Source organism: Streptomyces sp. CA-106110 (assembly GCF_050936285.1).
Taxonomy (GTDB): Bacteria; Actinomycetota; Actinomycetes; order Streptomycetales; family Streptomycetaceae; genus Streptomyces.
Map to the genome: position 1 here is coordinate 5,223,047 of NZ_JBNJNB010000001.1, position 16,965 is coordinate 5,240,011.

The window sequence follows — 16,965 nt, forward strand, 5'->3', positions numbered from 1 at the left end:
GGCGGTACGACCCCAAGGAGCCGTACCGCCCGTAACCGCTGTCCTGCGAAGCGGCCGTGCGTCAGACGCGGCGGCGCTTCGGCGGACGGCAGCCGTTGTGCGGGGTCGGGGTGACGTCCTGGATGGAGCCGACCTCGAGGCCCGTGGCCTGCAGGGAGCGGATCGCGGTCTCACGACCGGAACCCGGGCCCTTGACGAACACGTCGACCTTGCGCATGCCGTGCTCCTGGGCGCGGCGGGCGGCCGACTCGGCGGCCATCTGCGCGGCGAACGGCGTGGACTTCCGGGAGCCCTTGAAGCCGACGTGGCCGGCGGAGGCCCAGGAGATCACGTTGCCGGACGGGTCCGTGATCGAGACGATCGTGTTGTTGAACGTGCTCTTGATGTGCGCGTGGCCGTGAGCGACGTTCTTCTTTTCCTTGCGGCGCACCTTCTTGGCGGCGCCCTGACGACCCTTGGGGGGCATCTACTAACTCCTACGGGAGGTGGTCGGTCCTACAGCGAAGACCGTGGACGGATGTCCGCTGCGGACTACTTCTTGCCCGGCTTCTTCTTGCCGGCGATGGCGCGACGCGGGCCCTTGCGGGTACGGGCGTTGGTGCTGGTGCGCTGACCGCGGACGGGCAGACCGCGACGGTGACGGAGACCCTGGTAGGCGCCGATCTCCACCTTGCGGCGGATGTCGGCCTGGATCTCACGACGGAGGTCACCCTCGGTCTTGATGTTGTTGTCGACGTACTCGCGGATCGCGACGAGCTGCTCCTCGGAGAGGTCGCGAACGCGGGTGTTCGGGTCGATGCCGGTCTCCGCCAGCGTCTGCTGGGAGAGCGTCCGGCCGATGCCGAACACATAGGTGAGGGCGACCTCCACGCGCTTTTCGCGCGGGATGTCAACACCGGAAACGCGTGCCATTCAATGGCTCCTGGTGATCTTCGGAGGTCTTCCGCAGAGCCGGCTCCCGGCCGCCGTACGAGGTACGAACCGGGTCCCCGGCCTCCGAACCGGGGGTATCGGAGCCGCATGGCTCCGGGCACTGCGTATGAACATATTCAGCTTGCGTCGCGCGAATTTCTGCGGATGCAGAGGTGCGGTCGTGCGTCAGCCCTGGCGCTGCTTGTGGCGCGGGTTCTCACAGATGACCATGACCCGACCGTGACGGCGGATCACCCTGCACTTGTCGCAGATCTTCTTGACGCTCGGCTTGACCTTCATGGGATTGAGGTTCTCCGGGTCAGTGCCACCACCCCGCCGGAGCGGAGTGCGGGCAAGATCTACTTGTATCGGTAGACGATCCGTCCACGCGTCAGGTCGTAGGGAGACAACTCCACCACGACCCGGTCGTCAGGGAGGATGCGGATGTAGTGCATACGCATCTTGCCGCTGATGTGTGCCAGGACCTGGTGGCCGTTCTGGAGCTCGACCTTGAACATGGCGTTCGGAAGAGACTCGACGACAGTGCCCTCGATCTCGATGGCACCTTGCTTCTTGGCCACGCTTCGCCCTTCGAATCGACTACCTTGATCGACTCAGGGTCCCGCATGCGGACATGCGGATACACGAGAGCCGACGAGTCAGTCTACGCCAGGCCTTTCGGAAAGACGAATCGTGGGAGTCTGCCCCATGCGCGAGATCATCATGCGCGCGGGGCCCCTCGGGCCGCCGGACTCAGGCCAGCGGGTCCGGGGCCGCCGTGATGCCGTATTCGGCGAGCTTCGCCTTACCGCCGTCCGGGGCCGTCAGGACCAACGGGCCCTGCTCCGTCAGGGCGACGGAGTGCTCCCAGTGCGAGGACCAGGTGCCGTCCGTGGTGATCACGGTCCAGTCGTCCTCGAGCACCTCGGTCTTCGGCGTGCCCAGCGACACCATCGGCTCGATGGCGAGGCAGAAGCCCGGAACCAGCTTGGGGCCCTTGCCCCGGCGCCGGTCGACGTAGTTCAGCAGATGCGGGTCCATGTGCATCTCGGTGCCGATGCCGTGCCCGCCGTAGTCCTCGATGATCCCGTACCTGCCGCCGCCCGGCTTCGGCTGCCGGCGGATGTACGTCTCGATCGCCCGGGAGACGTCGACGAGCCGGTTGCTCTGCTTCACCGCCGCGATCCCGGCCCACATCGACTCCTCGGTCACCCGGGACAGCTCGATCAGCTCCGGGGCGTGACCGGACCCCACGAAGACGGTGTACGCGGCATCCCCGTGCCAACCGTCCACGATGGCGCCGGCGTCGATGGAGATGATGTCCCCGTCCTTGAGTACGACCTCGTCGGAGGGGATGCCGTGGACGACGACCTCGTTCGCCGAGGTGCAGATCGTCGCGGGGAAGCCTCCGTAGCCCAGGAAGTTCGACTTCGCCCCGTGCTCGGCGAGGACCTTGCGCGCCACCTCGTCCAGGTCCTTCGTCGTGGCCCCCGGAACGGCCGCCTCGCGGGTAGCCGCATGCACGGCGGCGACGACCAGTCCCGCCTCACGCATCTTGGCGATCTGCTCGGGGGTCTTGATCTGCACCATGGGGGCTGCGGCCTTTCTGGACCTGGAGATGACGGACACCATCAACGATAAGGGGCGGCCGATCCTGCCCGGCCGCGCTCGGTGCCGGGGTCCGCTCGGGTCGGCCGGGATCCGGGGCCTTAAGCCGCGGCCGCGTCCGAGGGACCGCACACCACGGCCGCGGTCCCGAGAGGGGACCGCGGCCGGTGAGCGGTGAGGGCGACTACTTGGCGTCGACCTTCTGCTTGAGCGCCTCCATCGCGCGGCGGGTGACCTCTTCCACCTTGCCGAGCGCGGAGATCGTGGCTACCAGGCCCTGCGCCTTGTAGTAGTCGATGATCGGCTCGGTCTGCTGGTGGTAGACCTCCAGCCGCTTGCGGACGGTCTCCTCGGAGTCGTCGTCGCGCTGGTAGAGCTCGCCGCCGCAGACGTCGCAGAGGCCCGCCTGCTTCGGCGGCTTGTACGACTCGTGGAAGACGTGCGACGGCTCGTTGCGACAGACCCGGCGGCCCGCGATGCGCTTGACGACCTCTTCCTCGGGGACCTCGAGGTCGAGGACCGCGTCCAGCTTCATGCCCTCGCTCTTGAGCATGTCGTCCAGCGCCTCGGCCTGCTGCACATTGCGCGGGAAGCCGTCCAGCAGGAAGCCGTTCTTCGCGTCCGGCTGCTCCATGCGGTCCTTGGCCATCCCGATAGTGACCTCGTCCGGTACCAGTTCGCCCTTGTCCATGAAGGACTTCGCCAGCTTGCCGAGTTCCGTCTGCTGGCTGATGTTGGCGCGGAACAGGTCGCCCGTGGAGATGTGCGGGATCGACAGGTTCTTGGCGAGGAACGCGGCCTGCGTTCCCTTGCCGGCACCGGGCGGTCCGACGAGGACGATTCGCATCAGCGGAGGAACCCTTCGTAATTGCGCTGCTGGAGCTGGCTCTCGATCTGCTTCACCGTCTCGAGACCGACACCCACGATGATCAGGATGCTGGTGCCACCGAACGGGAAGTTCTGGCTCGCCCCGAAACCAACCAACGCCACTGTCGGTACGAGAGCAATCAGGCCCAGGTACAGCGATCCCGGCCAGGTGATCCGGTTGAGCACGTACGAGAGGTACTCAGCGGTGGGCCGACCGGCCCGGATGCCCGGGATGAAGCCACCATACTTCTTCATGTTGTCCGCGACTTCCTCGGGGTTGAACGAGATGGCCACGTAGAAGAACGCGAAGAAAACAATGAGCAAGAAGTACATCGTGATGTAAATCGGGTGGTCGCCCTTGGTCAGGTTCTGCTGGATCCAGGCTTTCCACCCGGAACCGCCCCCGGCGAACTGCGCGATCAGGGCCGGGATGTACAGCAGCGACGAGGCGAAGATGACCGGGATCACACCCGCCTGGTTCACCTTGAGCGGAATGTACGTGGACGTGCCGCCGTAGGAACGCCGGCCGATCATGCGCTTCGCGTACTGGACCGGGATGCGCCGCTGCGCCTGCTCGACGAAGACCACCAGGCCGACCATGACCAGGCCGACGGCGATGACGGTGCCGAACTCGATCCAGCCGCCGGCCAGGGTGCCCTGCTTCTTGATGGCCCACAGCGCGGAGGGGAAGGTCGCGGCGATCGAGATGAACATCAGGATGGACATGCCGTTGCCGATGCCGCGGTCGGTGATCAGCTCGCCGAGCCACATGACGACGGCCGTACCGGCGGTCATGCAGACGACCATCGTGATGGTGCTGAAGATCGACTGGTCCGGGACGATCGAGGTCGCCACCGGGCAGCCCGAGAACAGGGCGCCGCTGCGGGCGGTGGCCACCAGGCCGGTGCCCTGGAGGATCGCCAGCGCCACCGTCAGGTAACGGGTGTACTGCGTGATCTTCGTCGTACCCGCCTGGCCCTCCTTCTTCAGGGCCTCGAGACGGGGGATGACCACGGTCAGCAGCTGGAGAATGATGCTCGCCGTGATGTAGGGCATGATGCCCAGCGCGAAGATCGTGATCTGCAGCAGCGCGCCGCCGCTGAACATGTTGACCAGACCGAACAGGCCCTGGTTGCCCTTGGCGACATCGATACAAGTCTGGACGCTCTTGTAGTCGACGCCCGGGATCGGGATGTGCGTACCGACCCGGTACACCACGATGATGCCGAGCGTGAAGAGCAGCTTCTTGCGCAGGTCGGGCGTCCTGAACGCCCGGGCGAACGCGGTGAGCACGGTGCCTCCTGCGACCCCCGCGCGACTGCGTCAAGGGTGACGGTCTTGAGATTCCGACTGGACAACGACATGAGTAACGGTCGACTACCGCCCAGAGTGCCCGTACTGCGGCGCCCTGTGAAAGTTGGCAGTGCTGGCCACCTTACCGGCGAGACTGCCCCCTTGGAACGACCAACCGGGGATACCCCATGTGGGATATCCCCGGCGGGATCGTTCAGGTCATCGAGGCGTCCGAGGGAATCAGACGAGCTCGGTGACGGTACCGCCGGCGGCGGTGATCTTCTCCTTGGCAGAGCCGGAGACGGCGTCGACCGTCACCTGCAGCGCCACGGAGACCTCGCCCTGGCCCAGGACCTTGACCAGGCTGTTCTTGCGAACGGCGCCCTTGGCCACCAGGTCCTCGACCGTGACCTCGCCACCCTCGGGGTAGAGCGCGGCCAGCTTGTCGAGGTTCACGACCTGGAACTCGGTCTTGAACGGGTTCTTGAAGCCCTTCAGCTTCGGGAGACGCATGTGCAGCGGCATCTGGCCACCCTCGAAGCGCTCCGGAACCTGGTAGCGCGCCTTGGTGCCCTTGGTACCACGACCGGCCGTCTTACCCTTCGACGCCTCACCACGACCCACACGGGTCTTGGCGGTCTTGGCGCCCGGGGCGGGACGGAGGTTGTGGATCTTGAGCGGGTTCTGCTCCGCCATGATCAGTCGACCTCCTCGACCGTCACGAGGTGGCGGACGGTGTGCACCATGCCGCGGAACTCGGGGCGGTCCTCCTTGACGACCACGTCACCCAGGCGCTTGAGGCCCAGGGAACGCAGGGTGTCACGGTGGTTCTGCTTGCTACCGATGTAGGACTTGACCTGCGTGATCTTGAGCTGAGCCATCACGCACCCGCCCCGGCACGCGCACGCAGCAGGGCCGCGGGAGCGACGTCCTCGAGCGGCAGACCACGGCGGGCCGCGACCTCCTCGGGACGCTGCAGGCCCTTCAGGGCCGCCACGGTCGCGTGCACGATGTTGATCGCGTTGTCGGAGCCGAGCGACTTCGACAGGATGTCGTGGATACCGGCGCACTCGAGCACGGCACGCACCGGACCACCGGCGATAACACCGGTACCCGGGGACGCGGGCTTGAGCAGCACGACGCCGGCAGCCTTCTCACCTTGGATCGGGTGCGGGATGGTGCCCTGGATCCGGGGGACCTTGAAGAAGTGCTTCTTGGCCTCCTCAACACCCTTGGCGATGGCGGCCGGCACCTCCTTGGCCTTGCCGTATCCGACACCCACGGTGCCGTCACCGTCGCCCACCACGACCAGCGCGGTGAAGCTGAAGCGACGACCACCCTTAACAACCTTGGCGACACGGTTGATCGCGACGACGCGCTCAACGTACGCGGTCTTCTCGGCGGCAGCTGCGCCGCCGTCACGGCCCTTCCGGTCCCGCCGCTCGCCGCCACCGGCACCGCCACCGCGGCGCTGGGGTCCAGCCATTGGAATTACCTCTCTCTGTTTCCGCTAGCTACGGCAGGCTCAGAACTTGAGCCCGGCTTCGCGGGCGGCGTCCGCCAGGGCGGCGATACGCCCGGCGTACTGGTTGCCACCACGGTCGAACACGACAGCCTCGACACCGGCGGCCTTGGCGCGCTCGGCGACCAGGGCGCCGACCTGCTTGGCCTGCGCGGACTTGTCGCCCTCGCCACCACGGACCGAGGTGTCCAGCGTGGACGCCGATGCCAAGGTGTGGCCCTTGAGGTCGTCGATCACCTGCGCCACGATGTGCCGGTTGGAGCGGGTCACGACCAGACGCGGACGCTCCGCCGTACCCGAGATCCGCTTGCGGATCCGGAGGTGACGGCGCTTGATCGCGGCGCGCTTGTAGGCGTCGCCCTTGAGGATCTTCTGTCCGTATGCCATGGCTTACTTACCCGCCTTTCCGACCTTGCGGCGGATGACTTCGCCCTCGTACTTGACGCCCTTGGCCTTGTACGGGTCGGGCTTGCGCAGCTTGCGGATGTTGGCCGCAACCTCGCCGACCTTCTGCTTGTCGATGCCCTCGACCGAGAAACGGGTGGGGGCCTCCACCTTGAAGGTGATGCCCTCGGGGGCCTCGACGGTGATCGGGTGGCTGTAGCCGAGCGCGAACTCAAGGTTCGCGCCCTTGGCGGTCACGCGGTAACCGACACCGCTGATCTCGAGCTTCTTCACGTAACCCTGGGTCACGCCGGTGATCATGTTCGCCACCAGCGTGCGGGACAGGCCGTGCAGGGCCTTGTTCTGACGCTCGTCGTTGGGGCGGGTGACGTTCAGAACGCCGTCCTCACCCTTGGCGATCTCGATCGGCGCCACGACGGTGTGGGTCAGTGTGCCCTTGGGGCCCTTGACCGAGACCGTGTTGCCGTCGAGGGTGACGTCCACGCCGGCGGGAACCGCGATGGGGAGCTTGCCGATGCGCGACATAGCTGTTTCCTCCGTTCCCTTCCGTTACCAGACGTAGGCGAGAACTTCTCCGCCTACGCCCTTCTTGCCGGCCTGCTTATCGGTGAGGAGCCCGTGGGACGTGGAGATGATCGCCACGCCGAGGCCGCCGAGCACCTTCGGCAGGTTGGTGGACTTCGCGTACACCCGGAGACCGGGCTTGGAGATCCGCTTGATGCCCGCGATGGAGCGCTCACGGTTGGGGCCGAACTTCAGCTCGAGAACGAGGTTCTTGCCGACCTCGGCGTCCTCGACCTTCCAGCCCGTGATGAAGCCCTCCTGCTGGAGGATCTCCGCGATGTGCGACTTGATCTTCGATGCCGGCATCGTCACGGAGTCGTGGTATGCCGAGTTCGCGTTCCGCAGACGCGTAAGCATGTCTGCGATCGGATCAGTCATGGTCATGAATTGGCCTTCGGCCTCTCTCGCCGGGGTTTCCTGGTGCGCCATCCCTCTCCCCGATCCGAGACGGGACGGGTGCGGCGCGGTGGACCTACGGCGTAGTAAGTCGTACGGGCGGCAGACGCCCAACCCCACAAGCTTAATGCATGTGAGTTGGGCCGCCTGCCGACCCAGATGCTTACCGAGAGCCCTGCATCAACCCAATAGGGCTGTTACCAGGAGCTCTTGGTCACGCCCGGCAGCTCGCCACGGTGAGCCATCTCACGAAGGCACACGCGGCACAGGCCGAACTTGCGGTACACGGAGTGCGGACGACCGCAGCGCTGGCAGCGGGTGTAGCTGCGCACACCAAACTTGGGCTTACGAGCAGCCTTCGCGATCAGAGCCTTCTTCGCCATCTCGCTCACGCCTCCTTGAACGGGAAGCCGAGGTGACGAAGGAGCGCGCGGCCCTCAGCGTCGTTGGTCGCCGTGGTGACCACGGTGATGTCCATACCCCGGACGCGGTCGATCTTGTCCTGGTCGATCTCGTGGAACATAACCTGCTCCGTGAGACCGAAGGTGTAATTGCCACGGCCGTCGAACTGCTTGGGGGACAGACCGCGGAAGTCGCGGATGCGCGGCAGCGCGAGCGACAGGGTGCGGTCCAGGAACTCCCACATGCGGTCGCCACGCAGCGTGACGTGGGCACCGATCGGCTGGCCCTCACGCAGCTTGAACTGCGCGATGGACTTGCGGGCCTTGGTGACGGCCGGCTTCTGACCGGTGATCGTGGTGAGGTCGCGGATGGCGCCCTCGATCAGCTTGGAGTCGCGAGCGGCGTCGCCCACACCCATGTTGACCACGATCTTGACGAGACCGGGGATCTGCATGACGTTCTCGTACTTGAACTCGTCACGCAGCTTGCCCGCGATCTCCTCGCGGTACTTGTGCTTCAGACGCGGAGTGGTGGTGGTAGCCATCAGATGTCCTCACCCGTCCGCTTGGCAACGCGGATCTTGTTGCCGTTGTCGTCGAAGCGGTAGCCGACACGCGTGACGACCTTGTTGCCGTCCTTCTCCACGACCAGCTGAACATTGGACACGTGGATCGGGGCCTCGGTGGTCACGATGCCGCCGGCCTGCGAACCGCTGGCGGTCGGACCGGCCTTGGTGTGCTTCTTGACCCGGTTGACACCCTCGACCAGGACACGCTCGTCGCGCGGGTAAGCGGCAATGACCTTGCCCTGCTTGCCCTTGTCCTTGCCGGTGATGACCTGGACCAGGTCGCCCTTCTTGATCTTCATGCTTACAGCACCTCCGGCGCGAGCGAGATGATCTTCATGAACTTCTTCTCGCGCAGCTCACGGCCGACCGGGCCGAAGATGCGGGTGCCGCGAGGGTCGCCGTCGTTCTTCAGAATGACGGCGGCGTTCTCGTCGAAGCGGATGTACGAGCCGTCCGGACGGCGGCGCTCCTTAACGGTGCGAACGATGACCGCCTTGACGACGTCACCCTTCTTCACGTTGCCACCGGGGATCGCGTCCTTGACGGTGGCGACGATGACGTCACCGATGCCCGCGTAGCGGCGACCGGAACCACCGAGCACACGGATGCAAAGGATCTCCTTCGCACCAGTGTTGTCGGCGATGCGCAGTCGCGACTCCTGCTGGATCACGTCTATCTCCTGATCGTCTGCCGGTTCCCTCCGGGTGTTGCGGCCGGAGAGCCTGGCGGAACTGTCCTGCGGGGGGTGCCCCGCAGGAATTACTTACGCCTCTTCAGACGGAAACCCACGCCGGGGGCCGGGAACCTGACGGTACGGCCCCCAGCGGTGGTCAGCCGGGGCTTTGCAGCCCCGCTTGTTACTTCGCCTTCTCGAGGATCTCGACGACGCGCCAGCGCTTGCTCGAGGACAGCGGCCGGGTCTCCATGAGGAGGACGCGGTCGCCGACACCCGCGGCGTTCTGCTCGTCGTGCGCCTTGAGCTTGTTCGTACGGCGGATGACCTTGCCGTACAGCGCGTGCTTGACGCGGTCCTCGACGGCGACGACGACGGTCTTGTCCATCTTGTCGCTGACGACGAGACCCTCGCGGGTCTTGCGGAAGCCGCGCGCCTCAGTGTTCTCAGTCACGTTCTTCTCGCTCATCAGGCGTTCTCCACCGTTTCGATGCCCAGCTCACGCTCGCGCATCAGGGTGTAGATCCGCGCGATGTCCTTGCGGACCGCCTTCAGACGGCCGTGGTTCTCGAGCTGGCCCGTCGCCGCCTGGAAGCGGAGGTTGAACAGCTCTTCCTTGGCCTCGCGGAGCTTGTCCAGAAGCTCCTCGTTGCCCAGCTCGCGCAGCTCGGACGCCTTGGTACCGGCCGACATCACGCTTCACCTGCCTCGCGCTTGACGATCCGGCACTTCATCGGCAGCTTGTGGGCCGCACGGGTCAGCGCCTCACGGGCGATCTTCTCGTTGGGGTACGACAGCTCGAACATCACGCGTCCGGGCTTGACGTTGGCGATCCACCACTCCGGAGAACCCTTACCGGAACCCATGCGGGTCTCAGCGGGCTTCTTGGTGAGCGGACGGTCCGGGTAGATGTTGATCCAGACCTTGCCGCCACGCTTGATGTGACGGGTCATCGCGATACGAGCCGCCTCGATCTGGCGGTTCGTCACGTACGCCGGGGTCACCGCCTGGATGCCGTACTCGCCGAACGCAATCTGCGTGCCGCCCTTGGCAGCGCCGTCGCGCTTCGGGTGGTGCTGCTTGCGGTGCTTGACCCTACGGGGGATCAGCATGTCGGTCAGGCCTCCGTTCCGGTGCTCTCAGCCGGAGCGGCAGCGGGAGCGTCGGCCTTGGGGGCCTCGGCAGCCGGAGCCTGCTGCGGCTTGCGGCCGCGCCCGCCGCGCTCGCCACCGCGGCCACCACGGGCCGGGCGGTCGGCACCACCGCGGGCCGGGCGGTTACCCGCACGGGCGGCAGCGTTCTCGGCACGGACCTCGGCGATGTTCTTGACGTCGCCCTTGTAGATCCAGACCTTCACACCGATACGGCCGAAGGTCGTCTTGGCCTCGAAGAAGCCGTAGTCCACGTTCGCGCGGAGCGTGTGCAGGGGCACACGGCCCTCGCGGTAGAACTCCGAGCGGGACATCTCGGCGCCGCCGAGGCGGCCACCGCACTGGATCTTGATGCCCTTGGCGCCCGCCTTCATCGCCGACTGCATGCTCTTACGCATGGCGCGGCGGAAGGAGACGCGGGAGGAGAGCTGCTCGGCGACGGCCTGGGCAACCAGCTGAGCGTCGGTCTCGGGGTTCTTGACCTCGAGGATGTTCAGCTGGACCTGCTTGCCCGTGAGCTTCTCGAGGTCGCCGCGGATGCGGTCGGCCTCGGCGCCACGGCGGCCGATGACGATGCCCGGACGCGCGGTGTGGATGTCCACGCGGACGCGGTCACGGGTGCGCTCGATCTCGACCTTGGAGATGCCGGCGCGCTCCATGCCGGACGTCATCATCCGACGGATGGAGACGTCTTCCTTGACGTAGTCCTTGTACAGCTTGTCGGCGTACCAACGCGACTTGAAGTCGGTCGTGATACCGAGCCGGAACCCATGCGGGTTTACCTTCTGGCCCATTACCGGGTTCCTTCCTTGCTGCTGACGACCACGGTGATGTGGCTGGTCCGCTTGCGGATCCGGTAGGCACGGCCCTGGGCACGCGGACGGAACCGCTTCAGGGTCGGGCCCTCATCGACGTAGGCCTCGGAGATGAAGAGGCTGTCGACATCGGTGTGGTCGTAGTTGTGCGCGGCGTTGGCAATGGCGCTGTCCAGCACCTTGCCGACCGGCACGCTCGCGGCCTGCGGGGCGAAACGCAGGACCGCCTGAGCCTCCGTGGCGTTCATGCCACGGATGAGGTCCACCACGCGGCGGGCCTTCATGGGCGTGACGCGGATGTACCGCGCCTGGGCCCTGGCTTCCATGGTTGTCCTTCCAGTGTCTGTCATGGTCATTCCACCCCGCTGCTAGCGGCGCTTCGACTTCCGGTCGTCCTTGACGTGACCCCGGAAGGTGCGCGTCGGCGAGAACTCGCCGAGCTTGTGGCCGACCATCGACTCGGTGACAAACACCGGAATGTGGGTCTTGCCGTTGTGCACCGCGATCGTGTGGCCGAGCATGGCCGGGACGATCATCGAGCGGCGGGACCAGGTCTTGATGACGTTCTTGGTGCCGGCTTCGTTCTGGACATCCACCTTCTTGATCAGGTGGTCGTCGACGAAGGGCCCCTTCTTGAGACTGCGCGGCATCTAAACCCGCTCCTAGCGCTTCTTGTTCGTCTTGCGGCGGCGGACGATGTACTTGTCGCTCGCCTTCTTGGCGGAACGCGTACGGCCTTCCTTCTGGCCCCACGGGGACACCGGGTGGCGGCCACCGGAGGTACGGCCCTCACCACCACCGTGCGGGTGGTCCACGGGGTTCATGACCACACCACGCACGGTCGGGCGAACGCCCAGCCAGCGCTTGCGGCCGGCCTTGCCCCAGTTGATGTTCGACTGCTCGGCGTTGCCGACCTCGCCGACAGTGGCGCGGCAGCGGACGTCGACCAGGCGGATCTCGCCGGACGGCATGCGCAGGTGGGCGTAGGCGCCCTCCTTCGCGAGCAGCTGCACGGAGGCACCGGCCGAGCGGGCGAACTTGGCGCCACCGCCCGGACGCAGCTCGATGGCGTGCAGGGTCGTACCGACCGGGATGTTGCGCAGGGCCAGGTTGTTGCCCGGCTTGATGTCGGCCCCGGGACCGTTCTCGACGCGGTCACCCTGCTGCAGGTTGCGCGGGGCGAGGATGTAGCGCTTCTCGCCGTCGGCGTAGTGCAGCAGCGCGATGCGCGCGGTGCGGTTGGGGTCGTACTCGATGTGCGCGACCTTCGCCGGCACGCCGTCCTTGTCGTGACGACGGAAGTCGATCACTCGGTAGGCGCGCTTGTGTCCGCCACCCTGGTGGCGAACGGTCACACGACCGGTGTTGTTACGGCCGCCCTTGCTGTGCAGGGGACGGACCAGCGACTTCTCCGGCGTGGACCGCGTGACCTCGACGAAGTCGGCGACGCTGGCGCCACGACGGCCCGGCGTAGTCGGCTTGTACTTGCGGATTCCCATTTCTCAGTCCTCGTCCGATATCGGACGATCCAGACCGCCCTTAGGCGGTCGGACCGCCGAAGATGTCGATACGGTCGCCCTCAGCGAGGGTCACGATCGCGCGCTTGGTGGCGGCACGCTGGCCGAAGCCCGTGCGGGTCCGCTTGCGCTTGCCCTGGCGGTTGATCGTGTTGACCCCGGTGACCTTGACCGAGAAGACCGCCTGGACGGCCTCCTTGATCTGGGTCTTGTTGGCGCTCGGGGCAACGACGAACGTGTACTTGTTCTCGTCGAGGAGCGCGTAGCTCTTCTCCGACACGACCGGCTTCAGCAGGACGTCACGGGGGTCCGTGTACGACTTGCTCGCCGGGGTGACGACGGTGTTCTTGCCCTCGGCGGCGTGGCGACGCGCCTTGGCGACGCGCGCGGCCTTGGCGGCCTTGGCGGCCTTCGAGGCAATGGCGGGGTGACGGATGGCCATCAGACCTCGCTCCCTTCGGTGTCAGTGGCCTTCGGGCCGGACACGAAGGACTCGAAAGCGGCCTGGGTGAAGACCACGTCGTCGGAGACGATCACGTCGTACGTGTTCAGCTGGCCCGGCTCCAGGATGTGGACCTGGGGCAGGTTGCGGGCGGACAGCCACGCGGCCTCGTCGGCGCGCTCGATGACCAGGAGCAGGTTCTTGCGCTCCGAGATCTTGCCGAACAGCGTCCTGGCGGCCTTGGTGGAGGGGGTCTCGCCCTCGATCACGCCGGTGACGACGTGAATGCGGTTGTGGCGGGCCCGGTCGGTGAGGGCGTGACGCAGAGCGGCAGCCTTCATCTTCTTCGGGGTCCGCTGCGAGTAGTCACGCGGCACGGGACCGTGCACGACGCCACCACCGGCGAACTGCGGCGCGCGGGTCGAACCCTGACGGGCGCGGCCGGTGCCCTTCTGGCGGTACGGCTTCCTGCCGCCACCACGGACCTCGGCACGGGTCTTGGTCTTGTGCGTGCCCTGGCGGGCAGCCGCGTTCTGCGCGACGACGACCTGGTGGATCAGCGGAATGCTGACCTTCTCCACGCCGAAGATCTCCGCGGGGAGTTCGACGCTACCGGCCTTCTCGCCGGCAGGCGAAAGGATGTCAACAGTGCTCATCGGTTACCTCAGGCCCCCTTGGCCGCGGTGCGGACCAGGACGAGGCCGCCGTTCGGACCGGGAACCGCGCCCTTGATGAGCAGCAGACCCTTCTCCGCGTCAACGGCGTGGACGGTCAGGTTCTGGGTGGTGACGCGCTCGTTGCCCATGCGACCCGCCATGCGGACGCCCTTGAACACACGGCCCGGGGTGGCGCAGCCACCGATCGAACCGGGAGAGCGGTGCTTGCGCTGAACGCCGTGCCCGGCGCCGAGGCCCTTGAAGTTGTGACGCTTCATGACACCGGCGAAGCCCTTGCCCTTGCTCTTGCCGGTGACGTCGACCCTCACACCGGCCTCGAACACCTCAGCGGTGATCTCCTGGCCGAGGGTGTACTCGGAGGCATCCGACGTGCGGATCTCGACAAGGTGACGACGCGGGGTGACGTCCGCCTTGGCGAAGTGGCCCTTGAGGGGCTTGTTCACCTTGCGCGGGTCGATCTCACCGAAGGCGATCTGGACGGACTCGTAGCCGTCGGCGTCGTTCGTACGGACCTGGGTGACGACGTTCGGCCCGGCCTTGACGACGGTCACCGGGACGACACGGTTGTTCTCGTCCCAGACCTGCGTCATACCGAGCTTCTCGCCCAGGATGCCCTTGATCTGCTTGGTCATCTCTCAGATCACCGGCCTCAGAGCTTGATCTCGATGTCGACACCGGCCGGGAGGTCGAGTCGCATCAGAGAGTCAACGGTCTTGGGGGTCGGGTCGAGGATGTCGATCAGGCGCTTGTGGGTGCGCATCTCGAAGTGCTCGCGCGCGTCCTTGTACTTGTGCGGCGACTTGATGACGCAGTACACGTTCTTCTCAGTGGGCAGCGGCACCGGGCCCGCGACCGACGCACCAGTACGGGTCACCGTCTCGACGATCTTCTTCGCCGAGGAGTCGATGACCTCGTGGTCGTAGGCCTTGAGCCGGATGCGGATCTTCTGTCCCGCCATGGCTACTTCGTAGTCCTGTCTCTTTTACGCTCTGGAACCCGGCGTTCCAGTCTTTCCCCCTCCGCCCCACGCGGTCGGGCGTGTCGCACTCCCGCTGACACAGATGCCCCTTGTTCGAACATCCCTGCTGGGGAACACGGCCCTTCCGGAACCGCGAGACCGGGGGCGGACCCGCCGGGTACCTGGCCGGTGCTGCACCCACGCTTCCCGGAAGATTCCCGTACGTCCGCCCCAGCGCTGCCGTGAGGCAGTTAGGGCGACGAGTACTGTGGGACTCGCTTCCGGTCCTCCCGGCGGGAGGCGCGCAGCATCAACACTCGACCGAGCAACCCCGCTAGTCTGCCATAGAGGGCGGGGCGCTGGCCAATCGAGCCGGAGAGGATACCCGGACGGTTCCGCGGGTCAAACCCGGCTCGCCCCATCACAGCCGGCCCGCAGGTCCGTACCCGGGGGCCGCAGATAATCCCTCGCCCGCCGCCGCGCCGCGATCCTACCCTGACCGGGTACATCGGCCGTCACGGGGGACGTTCACCATGCGCACGCACTATCCGCGGACCCCGCATCTGCCCTGGTCCCCCGGGGCGACCGCCGATGATCTGCGGGTCACCGGCCTGTCCGGCCTGCGCGGCCGCGAGGTCGTCGTCACCGAGAAGCTCGACGGTGAGAACACCACCCTCTACGCCGACGGCCTGCACGCCCGCTCGCTCGACTCGGCCCACCATCCCTCCCGCACCTGGGTCAAGGCGCTCCAGGCACGCATCGGGCCCGCCATACCCGAGGGCTGGCGGGTGTGCGGGGAGAACATGTACGCCCGCCACTCGATCGCGTACGACGACCTGGAGAGCTGGTTCTACGGCTTCTCGGTGTGGGACGGCGACAGCCGCTGCCTGGACTGGGACCGGACGGTGGCCTTTCTGCGCGGACTCGGCATTCCCACGCCGCGGGTGCTGTGGCGAGGCGTGTTCGACGAGCGGGCCCTGCGCGCTCTGCCGGTGGATCCCGGGCGCCAGGAGGGGTACGTCGTCCGGGTCACGGACGGGTTCGGCGCGGAGGAGTTCGGGGAGCGCGTGGCCAAGTGGGTGCGCGCCGGGCATGTGCGGACGGACACGCACTGGATGCACGCGGCCGTCGTCGAGAACGGGCTCGGGCCGAGCGCCGCGTTGTGGGGGGTGCGCTCCGGGGCGGCTGTCGATGCGGCGGCGCTGGAGGAGGCGGTCGGGTTGCCCGGCGAAGGGGACCGACCGGCCGCCATCCGGTTCGATCCGGCGGAGCGGTCGGGTGACGACCGGCTCGCCGGCGTACTGGCCGCGCTGCTGCACGGGGGCAGACGGGGGCGGCTCGCGGCACGGCTCGCCGGGGTGGTGGGCATGCCGCTCGCACGCCGGGTCGCCGATCTCGTGGGACTGCACCCGGCACTGCACCGGCCGTATCCGGACGCGGACCGGCGGTCCGGCCTGGTGCGACTGTCCTACGCCGCCGACCTCGGTCTGCTGCACGCGGTCGCCCGGGCCACCGCGGCGACGGACGAGGCACGCGAGCAGGTGGAGTGGTCGGCGCTGCACGCCGAGGGCGTCCGGGCGATGGACGAGGACGCGTTGCGGGAGGCGTTCGCCGAGTTGCCGGCCGATGCCGCCGTCCGGTGTCGGGCCGAGGCGCGCGAGGCGTACGCCGCGGGGCGGATCAGTGGTGTCGACGAGGCGGTGGCCGCGACCTGGCGCTGGCGCTCCGGCGCCTTCCCGCAGCTGATCCAGATGGTCGGCCCGGCCGGCAGCGGCAAGAGCACCTTCGCCCAGGGGCTCCCGGGCGTGGACGCGTACGTCTCCCTGGACGATCTGCGCGAGGCGCGCGGTGCACGCGCCGACCAGCGGGCGAACAAGGAGGTCCTGCGTGAGGGGCTCGGCCTGCTGGACAGGACGCTGGCCGCCGGAGGGACCGCGGTGTGGGACGCCACGTCCCTGAACAAGCAGCAGCGCTCGGTCGTGCACGCGACCGCCCGCCGCCACGACGCCCTGATCACCCACGCCGTGGTCCTGGTCGACGAGGACGAGCTGGTCCGGCGCAACGCCCACCGTGAGCACCCGGTGCCGCCGGCGGTGCTCACCGAGCAGCTCCGGCGCTTCGGCCCGCCGTATCCGGGCGACGCGCATCGCACCTGGTACATCGGCGCGAGCGGAACCGTCGAGGAAGAGGTCTGA

The 16,965-nt window shown here is 67.1% G+C and carries 29 protein-coding genes; 1 reads left to right on the forward strand and 28 read right to left on the reverse strand.

Annotation, left to right across the window (positions count from 1 at the left end; translation table 11 throughout):
* Nucleotides 1-61: 61 nt before the first annotated feature.
* The 28 genes from rpsK to rpsJ form a co-directional block, all read right to left on the reverse strand.
* The gene (rpsK, locus tag ACQEXA_RS23880; RefSeq protein ID WP_003956432.1) at nucleotides 62-466 is read right to left on the reverse strand and encodes a 30S ribosomal protein S11; all 405 of its coding nucleotides are present in this window, start codon (nucleotides 464-466) and stop codon (nucleotides 62-64) included.
* 65 nt (nucleotides 467-531) lie between these two features.
* Nucleotides 532-912 carry a 30S ribosomal protein S13 gene (gene rpsM, locus ACQEXA_RS23885; protein WP_432931483.1) on the reverse strand — a complete coding sequence of 127 codons (381 nt, stop codon included), beginning with the start codon at nucleotides 910-912 and terminating at the stop codon, nucleotides 532-534.
* A 186-nt stretch (nucleotides 913-1,098) separates the two neighbouring features.
* Nucleotides 1,099-1,212, reverse strand: coding sequence for a 50S ribosomal protein L36 (gene rpmJ / locus ACQEXA_RS23890; protein ID WP_003998809.1), 114 nt, complete (start codon nucleotides 1,210-1,212; stop codon nucleotides 1,099-1,101).
* 59 nt (nucleotides 1,213-1,271) lie between these two features.
* Nucleotides 1,272-1,493: a translation initiation factor IF-1 gene (gene infA, locus ACQEXA_RS23895; RefSeq protein ID WP_003948620.1), complete on the reverse strand. Its 222-nt coding sequence runs from the start codon at nucleotides 1,491-1,493 to the stop codon at nucleotides 1,272-1,274.
* A 172-nt stretch (nucleotides 1,494-1,665) separates the two neighbouring features.
* Nucleotides 1,666-2,502, reverse strand: coding sequence for a type I methionyl aminopeptidase (map, locus tag ACQEXA_RS23900; RefSeq protein WP_432931481.1), 837 nt, complete (start codon nucleotides 2,500-2,502; stop codon nucleotides 1,666-1,668).
* A gap of 202 nt (nucleotides 2,503-2,704) precedes the next feature.
* Nucleotides 2,705-3,367, reverse strand: a complete 663-nt coding sequence (locus ACQEXA_RS23905) for an adenylate kinase (RefSeq protein ID WP_432931479.1) — start codon at nucleotides 3,365-3,367, stop codon at nucleotides 2,705-2,707.
* Nucleotides 3,367-4,680, reverse strand: coding sequence for a preprotein translocase subunit SecY (gene secY / locus ACQEXA_RS23910; RefSeq protein WP_432931477.1), 1,314 nt, complete (start codon nucleotides 4,678-4,680; stop codon nucleotides 3,367-3,369). Before secY ends, ACQEXA_RS23905 begins: the two co-directional genes overlap by 1 nt.
* A 240-nt stretch (nucleotides 4,681-4,920) precedes the next feature.
* Complete coding sequence (gene rplO, locus ACQEXA_RS23915) at nucleotides 4,921-5,376, reverse strand: 50S ribosomal protein L15 (protein WP_265566063.1); 456 nt, start codon at nucleotides 5,374-5,376, stop codon at nucleotides 4,921-4,923.
* A 2-nt stretch (nucleotides 5,377-5,378) separates the two neighbouring features.
* Nucleotides 5,379-5,561, reverse strand: a complete 183-nt coding sequence (gene rpmD, locus ACQEXA_RS23920; RefSeq protein WP_030174559.1) for a 50S ribosomal protein L30 — start codon at nucleotides 5,559-5,561, stop codon at nucleotides 5,379-5,381.
* Entirely contained in the window at nucleotides 5,561-6,166 is a 606-nt protein-coding gene (rpsE, locus tag ACQEXA_RS23925) for a 30S ribosomal protein S5 (protein WP_007494753.1), read from the reverse strand. The genes rpmD and rpsE overlap by 1 nt, the downstream gene beginning before the upstream one ends.
* A gap of 39 nt (nucleotides 6,167-6,205) precedes the next feature.
* The gene (gene rplR / locus ACQEXA_RS23930) at nucleotides 6,206-6,589 is read right to left on the reverse strand and encodes a 50S ribosomal protein L18 (RefSeq protein WP_359396288.1); all 384 of its coding nucleotides are present in this window, start codon (nucleotides 6,587-6,589) and stop codon (nucleotides 6,206-6,208) included.
* A gap of 3 nt (nucleotides 6,590-6,592) precedes the next feature.
* Nucleotides 6,593-7,132, reverse strand: coding sequence for a 50S ribosomal protein L6 (gene rplF, locus ACQEXA_RS23935; protein ID WP_359396286.1), 540 nt, complete (start codon nucleotides 7,130-7,132; stop codon nucleotides 6,593-6,595).
* Between the two features lie 24 nt (nucleotides 7,133-7,156).
* Complete coding sequence (rpsH, locus tag ACQEXA_RS23940) at nucleotides 7,157-7,555, reverse strand: 30S ribosomal protein S8 (protein WP_007384075.1); 399 nt, start codon at nucleotides 7,553-7,555, stop codon at nucleotides 7,157-7,159.
* Between the two features lie 209 nt (nucleotides 7,556-7,764).
* The gene (locus ACQEXA_RS23945) at nucleotides 7,765-7,950 is read right to left on the reverse strand and encodes a type Z 30S ribosomal protein S14 (RefSeq protein ID WP_059127180.1); all 186 of its coding nucleotides are present in this window, start codon (nucleotides 7,948-7,950) and stop codon (nucleotides 7,765-7,767) included.
* Nucleotides 7,951-7,955: 5 nt separating this feature from the next.
* Nucleotides 7,956-8,513: a 50S ribosomal protein L5 gene (gene rplE / locus ACQEXA_RS23950; protein WP_359396284.1), complete on the reverse strand. Its 558-nt coding sequence runs from the start codon at nucleotides 8,511-8,513 to the stop codon at nucleotides 7,956-7,958.
* On the reverse strand, nucleotides 8,513-8,836 hold the full coding sequence (gene rplX / locus ACQEXA_RS23955) for a 50S ribosomal protein L24 (RefSeq protein WP_359396282.1): 324 nt from the start codon (nucleotides 8,834-8,836) through the stop codon (nucleotides 8,513-8,515). Before rplX ends, rplE begins: the two co-directional genes overlap by 1 nt.
* Before the next feature lie 2 nt (nucleotides 8,837-8,838).
* Nucleotides 8,839-9,207, reverse strand: coding sequence for a 50S ribosomal protein L14 (rplN, locus tag ACQEXA_RS23960; RefSeq protein ID WP_359396279.1), 369 nt, complete (start codon nucleotides 9,205-9,207; stop codon nucleotides 8,839-8,841).
* Nucleotides 9,208-9,394: 187 nt separating this feature from the next.
* Complete coding sequence (gene rpsQ / locus ACQEXA_RS23965) at nucleotides 9,395-9,679, reverse strand: 30S ribosomal protein S17 (RefSeq protein WP_359396276.1); 285 nt, start codon at nucleotides 9,677-9,679, stop codon at nucleotides 9,395-9,397.
* Nucleotides 9,679-9,903, reverse strand: a complete 225-nt coding sequence (rpmC, locus tag ACQEXA_RS23970; RefSeq protein ID WP_054217228.1) for a 50S ribosomal protein L29 — start codon at nucleotides 9,901-9,903, stop codon at nucleotides 9,679-9,681. Before rpmC ends, rpsQ begins: the two co-directional genes overlap by 1 nt.
* Complete coding sequence (rplP, locus tag ACQEXA_RS23975; RefSeq protein WP_359396272.1) at nucleotides 9,903-10,322, reverse strand: 50S ribosomal protein L16; 420 nt, start codon at nucleotides 10,320-10,322, stop codon at nucleotides 9,903-9,905. The genes rpmC and rplP overlap by 1 nt, the downstream gene beginning before the upstream one ends.
* 5 nt (nucleotides 10,323-10,327) lie before the next feature.
* Complete coding sequence (gene rpsC / locus ACQEXA_RS23980; RefSeq protein ID WP_359396269.1) at nucleotides 10,328-11,155, reverse strand: 30S ribosomal protein S3; 828 nt, start codon at nucleotides 11,153-11,155, stop codon at nucleotides 10,328-10,330.
* The gene (rplV, locus tag ACQEXA_RS23985) at nucleotides 11,155-11,502 is read right to left on the reverse strand and encodes a 50S ribosomal protein L22 (RefSeq protein ID WP_346173381.1); all 348 of its coding nucleotides are present in this window, start codon (nucleotides 11,500-11,502) and stop codon (nucleotides 11,155-11,157) included. Before rplV ends, rpsC begins: the two co-directional genes overlap by 1 nt.
* A 42-nt stretch (nucleotides 11,503-11,544) precedes the next feature.
* Nucleotides 11,545-11,826, reverse strand: coding sequence for a 30S ribosomal protein S19 (rpsS, locus tag ACQEXA_RS23990; protein WP_003948639.1), 282 nt, complete (start codon nucleotides 11,824-11,826; stop codon nucleotides 11,545-11,547).
* Nucleotides 11,827-11,838: 12 nt separating this feature from the next.
* Nucleotides 11,839-12,675 (reverse strand): 50S ribosomal protein L2, encoded by an 837-nt coding sequence (gene rplB, locus ACQEXA_RS23995; RefSeq protein ID WP_359396266.1) that lies wholly within the window; start codon nucleotides 12,673-12,675, stop codon nucleotides 11,839-11,841.
* 40 nt (nucleotides 12,676-12,715) lie between these two features.
* A complete protein-coding gene (rplW, locus tag ACQEXA_RS24000; RefSeq protein ID WP_432931470.1) occupies nucleotides 12,716-13,135 on the reverse strand; it encodes a 50S ribosomal protein L23 in 420 nt (139 codons plus the stop codon).
* Nucleotides 13,135-13,791, reverse strand: a complete 657-nt coding sequence (gene rplD / locus ACQEXA_RS24005; RefSeq protein WP_359396260.1) for a 50S ribosomal protein L4 — start codon at nucleotides 13,789-13,791, stop codon at nucleotides 13,135-13,137. The genes rplW and rplD overlap by 1 nt, the downstream gene beginning before the upstream one ends.
* Nucleotides 13,792-13,799: 8 nt before the next feature.
* Complete coding sequence (gene rplC / locus ACQEXA_RS24010; protein ID WP_359396257.1) at nucleotides 13,800-14,444, reverse strand: 50S ribosomal protein L3; 645 nt, start codon at nucleotides 14,442-14,444, stop codon at nucleotides 13,800-13,802.
* Between the two features lie 17 nt (nucleotides 14,445-14,461).
* Complete coding sequence (gene rpsJ / locus ACQEXA_RS24015) at nucleotides 14,462-14,770, reverse strand: 30S ribosomal protein S10 (RefSeq protein WP_014054162.1); 309 nt, start codon at nucleotides 14,768-14,770, stop codon at nucleotides 14,462-14,464.
* A 533-nt stretch (nucleotides 14,771-15,303) separates the two neighbouring features.
* On the opposite strand from rpsJ, the gene ACQEXA_RS24020 reads away from it, so the two are divergent.
* Nucleotides 15,304-16,965, forward strand: coding sequence for an RNA ligase family protein (locus ACQEXA_RS24020; RefSeq protein WP_432931467.1), 1,662 nt, complete (start codon nucleotides 15,304-15,306; stop codon nucleotides 16,963-16,965).